Origin of the sequence: Bacteroides sp. AF34-31BH, from assembly GCF_003602795.1 — a bacterium.
Classification (GTDB): domain Bacteria; phylum Bacteroidota; class Bacteroidia; order Bacteroidales; family Bacteroidaceae; genus Bacteroides; species Bacteroides uniformis.
Genome location: NZ_QTLV01000018.1, coordinates 39,298 through 49,617 on the forward strand (window position 1 = coordinate 39,298; position 10,320 = coordinate 49,617).

Below are 10,320 nucleotides of genomic sequence, written 5' to 3' on the forward strand. Positions count from 1 at the left end.
TTCCTATTAGTCGGAATGCGGACAGCTATTTCAGCTCCAGCTCCATCTTCTTTATCTTTTCCAGCGTATTGCCTGCTTCCATGGAGGGGAATACCTGAAGCACGCGTTGCAGGTATGCCTTAGCCTTGCCGTAGCTATTGGTGAACACGTCTGACAATCCGTTGCGATAGCGTGCATACTGCATCCTTGTGGGGGAAGTTATCTTTTTATAGTCTTCTTCGAGCTTCTTCTTATCCTTCTCGGCTTGGAGATAATAATAATTCCCCAAGAAGATATTGGCTTGGAGATTGTCGGCATCCAGCATCAATACCTTTTCATAGGTTTTTAAGGCATCTTTCTCCTTTCCCCGCATCATCTCCATTTCGGCACAAGAGACAAGTGCAGGTACGTCTTCGGGATGACGCTGCAAGAACTCCTTATAGAAGAGGTAGGCTTTATCGTAATTCCGCATTTCCTTGTAGTGCACAGCCAGCACATCCGCAAGACGAGGAGCCACCTCACTGCTCTTGTCCACATTGGTCCAGTAGAACATTTCCGTCCTATCCTCACCGGCATTTGCCGCCTGGCGAAACAAACTCACCGCATAGTCATCTTTACCCTCGGAAAGTGCATCGGACACTTTCGAAAGCAACTCATCTGCCGACTGTCCCCAGACAGACAGCGGACACATCAAGAACAAGGAGAAAAGCAACGTTAAGGTTTTCATTTTTAGTGTATATATATAGTTTAACAGCCCAATCAGTCTCATAGAAATCTACCTACAAAACTACGCATTTTTACGGCAACCATCAATAGTTGAAAGTAGAAAAATAGTTAACTTTGCCGACCTTAATGAATTAAATAATATAAATGAAGCCCAGAGACAGACAAATACTGCAAATAGCCTTACCTTCCATCGTATCGAACATCACCGTGCCGCTGCTCGGCCTGATTGATGTAGCCATCGTCGGCCATCTGGGTTCGCCCGCCTACATAGGCGCCATTGCCGTGGGTGGCATGCTGTTCAATATCATCTACTGGATATTCGGCTTTCTGAGGATGGGTACCAGCGGAATGACCTCGCAAGCATTCGGCAAGCGGGATTTGCCGGAGGTAGTCCACCTGCTGTTGCGTTCTGTGGGCATAGGCGTGGCAGTCGCATTCTGCCTCATCCTGCTGCAAACGCCTATCAAGCAGGGAGCCTTCCTTCTCATCCATCCCACGGACGAAGTCAGAGAGATGGCAACGCTCTATTTCCATATCTGCATCTGGGGTGCCCCTGCCATGCTGGGGCTATACGGACTGACGGGATGGTTCATCGGCATGCAGAATTCGCGTATCCCCATGTATATAGCCATCACACAGAATGTGGTCAATATCATTGCCAGCCTCGGACTGGTTTATCTGTGTGGGATGAAAGTAGAAGGAGTAGCTTTGGGGACGTTGATTGCCCAGTATGCTGGCTTCCTGATGGGCATTGTCCTTTGGATGCACAACTACGGCAGGCTGAAAAGATTCTGGGAAATTAAAAATTATAAATTAAAGATTAAAGGGAGAGAAGGGGCAGGTATCTGGGAGAAAGAGGCGATGTTCCGGTTTTTCCAAGTGAATAGGGATATTTTTCTGCGTACCCTTTGCCTGGTGGCAGTCACGTTGTTCTTCACTTCGGCGGGAGCTTCGCAGGGAGAGATTATTCTGGCGGTCAACACGCTGCTGATGCAGCTCTTCACCTTATTCTCGTATGTAATGGACGGCTTTGCCTACGCTGGCGAAGCCTTAAGCGGCAGATACATAGGCGCACGCAACCGGGAAGCCTTTACAGACACCGTCCGGCACCTCTTCGGATGGGGAGCGGTGATGGCGGTTCTCTTTACATTGGTTTATGCGCTGGGAGGCAATGCCTTCCTCGGACTATTGACGGATGACAAAGAAGTGATAGCTGTTGCCGACACCTATTTTTATTGGGCGCTTGCCGTGCCCGCCGTCGGGATAGCCGCCTTCATCTGGGACGGCATCTTCATCGGTGCCACCGCCACGCGAGGAATGCTCCTCTCCATGGCAGCGGCAGCTGTCAGCTTTTTTATCTTATATTATGGGCTGCATCCCGTCCTGGCAAACCATGCTCTATGGCTTGCCTTCCTCACTTACCTGCTGATGCGGGGAGTGGTGCAGACAGGCTTGAGCCGGGAAGTCATCCGACGGGCATTTCCCAGCAAGAAGGAACCTGCTTGGCGTTAGGGGTAGGCTATGAACAATTTCAAGGGAAAAAGCATTATCTTTGTATCGCTATGACTGATATAAAATATGGATTCCACCCTCCAGAACAAGGCGTCAGGTAGCCAGTATACGGTGCCAAACAAGTTTCAACTTTTGGCACCATCGGTTTCAATGCGAGAAACCGACGGTTTCAAGTAGTGAAACCAACGGTATCTCGGAATAAGACTGACGGTATTTGCATTTGGAACCAAGTCACTCATAGCAAGAGTAATGACTTATACAAAATTGTTATGGCAGAAAAGAATATAGTTCAAGAGACATTTCCCGTATTGGGAATGAGTTGCGCCTCATGCTCCGCACGGGTAGAAAAGACGCTGAACCATCAGTCAGGTGTCAAGAAAGCGGTCGTAAACTACGCTTCGGCAACGGCAACCGTGGAATATGACCCTACGAGCTGTTCTTCCGAGACTTTGCAGCAGGCTGTGCAGGCGGCCGGATATGACTTGTTGATAAACCAGGACGGCAACACGCTCGAAGAGGCGGAAGAGGCCCACAACAAGAAATTCAGCGCATTGAAATTCCGCACAACCTGGGCCATCATCTTGTCTATGCCCGTTGTCATCATAGGCATGTTCTTCATGGATATGCCCCATGCCAATCCCATCATGTGGGCGTTGTCCACTCCCGTCGTATTCTGGCTGGGGCGGGGATTCTTCACCAGCGCCTGGAAACAATTGCAGCATGGCAGCGCCAATATGGACACACTGGTAGCCATCAGTACGGGGACCGCCTATCTGTTCAGCCTGTTCAACATGCTATTTCCGGACTTCTGGCTATCCAGAGGCATCCATCCGCATGTATATTTTGAGGCGGCAAGTGTCATCATAGCCTTTATCCTGCTGGGCCGCCTGCTGGAAGAAAAAGCGAAAGGAAACACCTCAACCGCCATCAAGAAACTGATGGGGCTCCAACCCAAGACTGTGACCATCATTGTGGATGAAGGACACGCTGTCCCTCACTCTTCCTTTGAGCGCGTTATCCCTATCGAGCAGATTCGCCCCGGAGACATCGTCCTGGTGAAGCCCGGAGAACGGATTGCCGTGGATGGCATCGTGACGGAAGGTAGCTCCTACGTAGACGAAAGTATGCTGAGCGGCGAACCGGTAGCAGTATCCAAGCACAAAGACGCCAAGGTCTTTGCAGGTACCATCAACCAGAAGGGAAGTTTCCGCTTCCGGGCAGAGAAAATCGGCACGGATACACTGCTGGCGAAGATTATACACATGGTGCAGGACGCGCAAGGAAGCAAGGCACCGGTGCAGCAGCTGGTGGACAAGATAGCCTGGATATTCGTGCCTACCATTATAGGCATCGCAGTGCTTGCCTTCATCGCATGGATGCTACTGGACGGAACCGGCGGATTCACCCACGGATTGCTGGCATTTGTCACGGTGGTCATCATCGCCTGCCCGTGTGCACTGGGACTGGCTACTCCTACCGCCATCATGGTAGGCATCGGCAAGGGCGCCGAAAGGGGCATTCTGATAAAAGATGCCGAAAGCCTGGAGATTGCCAAGAAGATAGACACCGTGGTACTCGACAAGACCGGAACGGTGACCGAAGGAAAACCGGTAGTCAGCAAGCTGATATGGAATACGCAGGCAATGACGCCCGGTACTGGCGCCACTGCAGGCAATGCGCTGTCGGACATTTTCTATAGTCTGGAGAAGCTCTCGGAACATCCGTTGGCAGAAGCCGTGGTGAACCACCTCAAGGAGTCGGCCTCCATAGACATTCAAGACTTTGAAAGCATCACCGGAAAAGGCGTGAAAGGACGGGCACAAGGCCGGACCTACCTCACCGGGAACCGGAAACTGCTGGAAGAAAACCATATCGCCATCCCCCCCTCCCTGCAGGAAGAGGCAACCCGACTGACATCGGAAGCACAGACCGTCATCTGGTTTGCCGATGAAGAAAACGTGCTGGCAATAGCCGGAATTACAGACCGGATAAAAGAAACTTCCATCCGTGCCGTCAGCGAGCTGCACGCCGCCGGCATCGAAGTCCACATGCTGACCGGAGACAATGAGGCCACCGCCCGTGAGATTGCCCGCAAAGCAGGCATCGCCCACTACCAGGCCAGTGTATTGCCGCAGGACAAGGCTGCCTTCGTCAGCCGGTTGCAGGCAGAAGGCCGGAAGGTTGCCATGGTGGGCGACGGCATCAACGACAGCGCCGCCCTTGCCCAAGCCGACTTAAGCATCGCCATGGGTGGAGGCAGCGACATCGCCATGGATGTAGCCAAAATGACCATCATCTCTTCCGACCTGGCTAAGATACCGGAAGCTCTCTGTCTGTCGCGTCTCACCGTCCGGACCATCCGGCAGAATCTCTTCTGGGCATTTATATATAATATAATAGGTGTACCCATTGCGGCCGGAATACTCTATCCCATCAACGGCTTCCTGCTGAACCCGATGATAGCCGGTGCGGCCATGGCATTCAGCAGTGTCAGTGTGGTGAGCAACAGCCTGCTGCTGAAACGGAAAAGAATACATGAAGGAGAAGAAAACAAAGAAGTTGAACCGCCAACAGAAACAATCATGAAGAAAGAATTCAAAGTAGAAGGCATGATGTGCAACCATTGCCGCATGCATGTAGAGAAAGCATTGAACAGTATGGAAGGCATACACGCCACCGTAACCCTGAACCCTCCGGTAGCCACCGTAGAGTTTTCGGACGGTGAAAAGACGCTCGAAGAACTGCAGAAAGTAGTGACGAAAGAAGCCGGCGACTACACACTGAAGGCATAAGTGTAGAATTCATACGGTTTTCATACAGAAAAGAAGGAGGAAATCAAAGTAAATATCTACCTTTGCGCGCTAATTTACAGATAAAGATATGAACGCAAAAGCCAAAGGATATATTTTAGGTTCCATCGCCGCAGCCTCCTACGGCATGAATCCACTGTTTGCCCTCCCGTTGTACAAGGCCGGCATGGACCCGGACTCGGTACTTTTTTTCAGATACCTCTTCGCCATCCCGTTGCTGGGCATTATGATAAAGGCGAGAGGGCGGTCATTCAAGATACAGCGGAAAGAAACATTTCCGCTCATCATCATGGGATTGCTCGTGGCCCTCTCCTCACTGACGCTTTTCCTGAGCTATAACTACATGGCCGCCGGCATAGCGTCTACACTGCTGTTCGTCTATCCCATCATGGTGGCGCTTATTATGGCCATGGTTTTCAAAGAGAAGCTGGCACTGCAAACCATCGTCTGCATGCTGCTTGCACTGGGAGGTATCGGACTGCTCTACAAGAGCGAGGACGGCAGCACACTGAGCCTGATAGGGACACTGCTGGTTTTCGCGTCTTCCCTTTCCTATGCCATATACATCGTGGGCATCAACCAGACATCGTTGAAAAATGTGGCTACGCTTAAAGTCACCTTCTATGTCCTTCTCTTCGGCCTATCGCTTTTTGTGGCACGCCTGCTCTATTCCGGCGTACTGAACACACCGGACCAGTGGTATCTGTGGGCCAATCTGCTTGCATTGGCTGTCTTCCCCACCGCCATATCCTTCCTCTGCACTACCGGTGCCATCCAATATATCGGCTCCACCCCGACCGCCATTCTCGGCGCATTGGAGCCCGTGACAGCCATCTTCTTCGGAATAGCCGTCTTTGGAGAAAGCCTGACAGTCAGAGAAAGCTTCGGACTGGTGATGATTATCGTAGCCGTAACGTTCGTCATCGCAGGAGGCAATATTACAAGCCAACTGGTCCGTTTCAGGAAACTGTTCCCAAGACTCCCGATAAGAAGCAAGAAAAGAAACTAATCCTATAAAACCATCACCAACCATGAAGAAAAGTCTCTACCTGCTTTTACTGCTGTTGTTTCCTATCGGGCTGCAGGCTCAGTCCGAGGTTATAGTACTCCACCCGGATGAAGGCAAAGCCGAAGTGAACGAAGCCGAATACACCAGAATTTTCCTGGCAGGCACCATCGACATGGGCAAAAGCATAGACTGGCAAAAGGCAACCTGCGACTGGTTCCGCGCACGCCCCCAAGGTAAATACATCCTATACAATCCCCGAAGGGACAAGGGACTCAGCGGCGAAATGTCCGACTTTGAACATCAAGTGAACTGGGAACTGGAACATCTGGAAAAAGCCGACCTGATAATCATGAATATCCTGGCAAGCAGCAAGTCCCCCATCACCCTGCTGGAGATGGGACTGCACATGCGTTCGGGCAAACTGCACGTTATCTGTGAACCCGGTTTCTACCGCTACGACAATGTGCGGATTACTTGCAACCGCTATGGCGTTCCGTTATATCACAGCATGGACGAGTTCCTAAAGACTGTGCGTTAGGCAACTATCCTACCACATTCTGCTGCACTTTTCAGTTTAATTCTTTATCTTTGCTGCAAAGCAATGTAACAAAACTATATATTATGGCAACCTATAAAAGAATCTTATTGAAACTCAGCGGCGAGAGCCTGATGGGTGAAAAGCAATACGGCATCGACGAGAAACGCCTTGCCGAGTACGCAGCTCAAATCAAAGAAATCCACGAATTGGGAGTACAAATAGGCATCGTGATAGGCGGTGGAAACATTTTCCGCGGATTGAGCGGTGCCAACAAAGGGTTCGACCGTGTGAAAGGCGACCAGATGGGAATGCTGGCAACCGTCATCAACAGCCTTGCACTCAGTTCGGCTCTGGTAGCTGCCGGCGTGAAGGCCCGCGTGCTGACTGCCGTACGTATGGAACCCATCGGTGAATTCTACAATAAATGGCGTGCCATCGAATGTATGGAAGCAGGCGAAGTAGTCATCATGTCCGCCGGTACAGGCAATCCGTTCTTCACTACCGATACCGGTTCCAGTCTGCGCGGCATCGAGATTGAGGCGGATGTCATGCTGAAAGGTACCCGTGTGGACGGCATCTACACCGCCGACCCGGAGAAGGACCCGACAGCCACGAAGTTCCACGACATCACCTACGACGAAGTGCTGAAGCGCGGTCTGAAAGTGATGGACCTCACTGCCACCTGCATGTGCAAAGAGAATAACCTGCCCATCATCGTTTTTGACATGGACACAGTGGGTAATCTGAAAAAAGTGATGCAAGGAGAAGAAATCGGTACACTGGTGCACAATTGAATGGAAAATGGAGAATAAAAAATGAATGTTATTTAATTCTTAATTCTCAATTTTCAATTTAATAATTATATTTGCAAAGTTTCAAATCAAAGCTATTTCAAAACGAAAATAATATGAGAGACGTAAAAGACATCTTAGACGAAGCGCAAGAAAGTATGGACATGGCCATCATGTATCTGGACGAGGCACTGGCTCATATCCGCGCCGGAAAAGCCGATATCCGTTTGCTGGACGGTATCCGTGTGGATTCTTATGGAAGTATGGTTCCTATCAACAATGTGGCAGCAGTAACCACTCCGGACGCACGCAGCATTGCCATCAAGCCATGGGATAAGAGCATGTTCCGCGTCATTGAAAAGGCCATCATTGACTCCAGTCTCGGCATCATGCCCGAAAACAATGGTGAGATTATCCGTATCGGCATCCCGCCACTGACGGAAGAACGCCGTAAACAACTTGCCAAACAGTGTAAGGGAGAAGGAGAAACTGCCAAGGTAAGTGTACGTAATGCACGCCGTGATGCCATCGACGCCTTGAAGAAATCCGTAAAGGACGGACTGGCCGAAGACGCCCAGAAAGGCGGTGAAGAAAAGCTGCAGAAGATTCACGACAAGTTCATCAAGCAGATTGATGACATGCTGGCTGCAAAGGATAAAGAAATCATGACCGTTTAATTAAGTTGAAAACGGAAAATGGAAAGTTGAAAATAAACCGATATACCAAGTATAGAAGCCTTTCAACCTTCCATTTTCAACTTTCAACTTTCAACTTTCAATTATTTTGAGGGGACTCGTTATAAAAAACACCGGAAGTTGGTACTTGGTACGGACTGACGACGGAAGGGAGATTGAATGTAAAATCAAAGGGAACTTCCGGCTGAAAGGCATACGAAGCACTAATCCCGTGGCTGTAGGCGATTATGTGAACATCATACTGAACCAAGAAGGTACGGCCTTTATCAGCGAGATAGAGGACCGGAAGAATTACATCATCCGCCGCGCCTCCAACCTTTCCAAGCAATCGCACATTCTTGCTGCCAACCTCGACCAGTGCATGCTCATAGTGACGGTGAACTATCCCGAGACCTCCACTACCTTTATAGACCGTTTTCTCGCCTCTGCCGAGGCATACCGTGTTCCCGTCAAGATTATATTCAACAAAGTGGATGCCTACAATGAAGAGGAACTGCACTATCTGGACAGTCTCATCAACCTTTACACCACCATCGGCTATCCTTGTTTCAAGGTTTCTGCCAGAAAAGGGGAAGGCATCGACACTATCGAGAAAGAACTCAAAGGACGCATAACCCTCTTTTCCGGACATTCCGGAGTAGGGAAATCAACACTCATCAAGGCAATACTGCCCGATATAGAGATTAAAACCGGAGAGATATCCACCTATCATAATAAAGGTATGCACACCACTACCTTCTCAGAAATGTTCCCGGTTCCGGGCAACGGATATATCATTGACACTCCGGGCATCAAAGGTTTCGGAACATTCGATATGGAAGAAGAAGAGATAGGCCACTACTTCCCGGAAATATTCAAGGTATCTGCCGACTGCCGTTACGGCAACTGTACCCACCGCCACGAACCCGGATGCGCTGTACGCGAGGCTGTCGAGAAGCACTATATCAGCGAATCCCGTTACGCTTCTTATCTGAACATGCTGGAGGACAAGGAGGAGGGAAAATACCGGGCTGCTTACTGATTTGTCATTTTATCACCTTTCCAATCCATATTCTTACACTTTTTAACTCTTTATCTTTTAAACTATTCTCTTTTCCCGTAGTCTAATCTAAGGCTGATTTTATTACTACTAATACTACAACATGAATAAGAGAGTTAAATGGGGCATCATTATCGTGATTGGTGCCGGACTGATTGGAGGAGGAATCTACTCCCAATTACCTAAAGAGAATGAAGAATTAGCCGCTGCAGACAAGGTGATGACCGGTCAACGTAGCGGTAAGAAAATTCTAAACGTAAACGCAAAAATAATCAAACCGCAACTGCTGAAGGATGAAATACAAATCAGCGGCAGCCTGCTGCCGGATGAGGAAGTGGACCTTTCTTTCGAGACATCCGGCAAAATCATAGAGATAAATTTTGAAGAAGGCAGCTTCGTCAAGAAAGGACAATTACTTGCCAAAGTTAATGACCGGCCGCTGCAAGCACAATTGCAACGCCTCGTCTCCCAATTAAAGTTGGCAGAAGACCGCGTGTTTCGCCAGAACGCCCTGCTGGAAAGGGATGCGGTCAGTAAAGAAGCCTACGAACAAGTAAAGACCGAGCTGGCCACCCTGAATGCCGACATTGACCTGATAGAATCGAACATCGCACAAACTGAGCTGCGTGCTCCTTTCGACGGTGTCATCGGTCTGCGCCAAGTCAGTGTGGGTACTTACGCTTCCCCTACAACCATTGTAGCCAAACTCACCAAGATTTCGCCGTTGAAGGTGGAATTTGCCGTACCCGAGCGGTATGCCAATGACGTAAAGACCGGCGCCGGACTGGACTTCACTCTCGAAGGAAAGCTAAATACCTTCCACGCCACGGTTTATGCACGCGAATCAAAGATAGACCCTACTACCCATACCCTGACAATCCGTGCACTTTATCCCAATGCCAACGGAGCTGTGCTTCCGGGCCGCTATGCCAGCATCAAGCTGAACAAGGATGAAATTCAGGACGCCCTTGCCGTACCGTCCGAAGCCATTGTACCGGAAATGGGAAAAGACAAGATATTCCTCTATAAGTCGGGAAAAGCCCAGCCGGTAGAGATTACTACGGGAATCCGTACGGAAGCGGAAGTACAAGTATTGCAAGGCTTGCAGGCAGGAGATACCATCATCACCTCGGGAACCCTGCAACTCCGTACCGGACTACCGGTAACACTGGACAATATCAATTGACAACTGTCAATTATCAACCGTTAATTATCAATTGT

9 protein-coding genes are annotated in these 10,320 nt (G+C 49.7%); 8 read left to right on the plus strand and 1 reads right to left on the minus strand.

The genetic code is table 11. The features are described from left to right. Positions 1 to 25: 25 nt before the first annotated feature. Entirely contained in the window at positions 26 to 706 is a 681-nt protein-coding gene (locus DWZ67_RS19160; RefSeq protein ID WP_034523335.1) for a tetratricopeptide repeat protein, read from the minus strand. 143 nt (positions 707 to 849) lie between these two features. On the opposite strand from DWZ67_RS19160, the gene DWZ67_RS19165 reads away from it, so the two are divergent. The 8 genes from DWZ67_RS19165 to DWZ67_RS19200 all read left to right on the plus strand — a co-directional run bounded on the left by DWZ67_RS19165 (position 850) and on the right by DWZ67_RS19200 (position 10,285). Beyond that, positions 850 to 2,217 (plus strand): MATE family efflux transporter, encoded by a 1,368-nt coding sequence (locus DWZ67_RS19165; RefSeq protein WP_117652456.1) that lies wholly within the window; start codon positions 850 to 852, stop codon positions 2,215 to 2,217. Positions 2,218 to 2,486: 269 nt separating this feature from the next. Further along, positions 2,487 to 5,009 (plus strand): heavy metal translocating P-type ATPase, encoded by a 2,523-nt coding sequence (locus tag DWZ67_RS19170; RefSeq protein ID WP_120139510.1) that lies wholly within the window; start codon positions 2,487 to 2,489, stop codon positions 5,007 to 5,009. A gap of 88 nt (positions 5,010 to 5,097) precedes the next feature. Next, the gene (locus DWZ67_RS19175; protein ID WP_005824237.1) at positions 5,098 to 6,036 is read left to right on the plus strand and encodes a DMT family transporter; all 939 of its coding nucleotides are present in this window, start codon (positions 5,098 to 5,100) and stop codon (positions 6,034 to 6,036) included. Between the two features lie 22 nt (positions 6,037 to 6,058). Further along, positions 6,059 to 6,574: a nucleoside 2-deoxyribosyltransferase domain-containing protein gene (locus DWZ67_RS19180; RefSeq protein WP_005824239.1), complete on the plus strand. Its 516-nt coding sequence runs from the start codon at positions 6,059 to 6,061 to the stop codon at positions 6,572 to 6,574. A gap of 83 nt (positions 6,575 to 6,657) precedes the next feature. Further along, the gene (gene pyrH / locus DWZ67_RS19185) at positions 6,658 to 7,368 is read left to right on the plus strand and encodes a UMP kinase (RefSeq protein ID WP_005835090.1); all 711 of its coding nucleotides are present in this window, start codon (positions 6,658 to 6,660) and stop codon (positions 7,366 to 7,368) included. Positions 7,369 to 7,481: 113 nt separating this feature from the next. Continuing rightward, positions 7,482 to 8,042: a ribosome recycling factor gene (gene frr / locus DWZ67_RS19190; protein WP_005824243.1), complete on the plus strand. Its 561-nt coding sequence runs from the start codon at positions 7,482 to 7,484 to the stop codon at positions 8,040 to 8,042. Positions 8,043 to 8,148: 106 nt separating this feature from the next. Further along, a complete protein-coding gene (rsgA, locus tag DWZ67_RS19195; RefSeq protein WP_005824247.1) occupies positions 8,149 to 9,081 on the plus strand; it encodes a ribosome small subunit-dependent GTPase A in 933 nt (310 codons plus the stop codon). A gap of 121 nt (positions 9,082 to 9,202) precedes the next feature. Beyond that, on the plus strand, positions 9,203 to 10,285 hold the full coding sequence (locus DWZ67_RS19200; protein WP_005824248.1) for an efflux RND transporter periplasmic adaptor subunit: 1,083 nt from the start codon (positions 9,203 to 9,205) through the stop codon (positions 10,283 to 10,285). Positions 10,286 to 10,320 lie beyond the last annotated feature (35 nt).

Coding starts and splice junctions, on each gene's coding strand:
- pyrH (WP_005835090.1), top strand. CDS start 6,658: ATGGCAACCTATAAAAGAATCTTATTGAAACTCAGCGGCGAGAGCCTG.
- DWZ67_RS19170 (WP_120139510.1), top strand. CDS start 2,487: ATGGCAGAAAAGAATATAGTTCAAGAGACATTTCCCGTATTGGGAATG.
- frr (WP_005824243.1), top strand. CDS start 7,482: ATGAGAGACGTAAAAGACATCTTAGACGAAGCGCAAGAAAGTATGGAC.
- DWZ67_RS19160 (WP_034523335.1), bottom strand. CDS start 706: ATGAAAACCTTAACGTTGCTTTTCTCCTTGTTCTTGATGTGTCCGCTG.
- DWZ67_RS19165 (WP_117652456.1), top strand. CDS start 850: ATGAAGCCCAGAGACAGACAAATACTGCAAATAGCCTTACCTTCCATC.
- DWZ67_RS19200 (WP_005824248.1), top strand. CDS start 9,203: ATGAATAAGAGAGTTAAATGGGGCATCATTATCGTGATTGGTGCCGGA.
- DWZ67_RS19180 (WP_005824239.1), top strand. CDS start 6,059: ATGAAGAAAAGTCTCTACCTGCTTTTACTGCTGTTGTTTCCTATCGGG.
- DWZ67_RS19175 (WP_005824237.1), top strand. CDS start 5,098: ATGAACGCAAAAGCCAAAGGATATATTTTAGGTTCCATCGCCGCAGCC.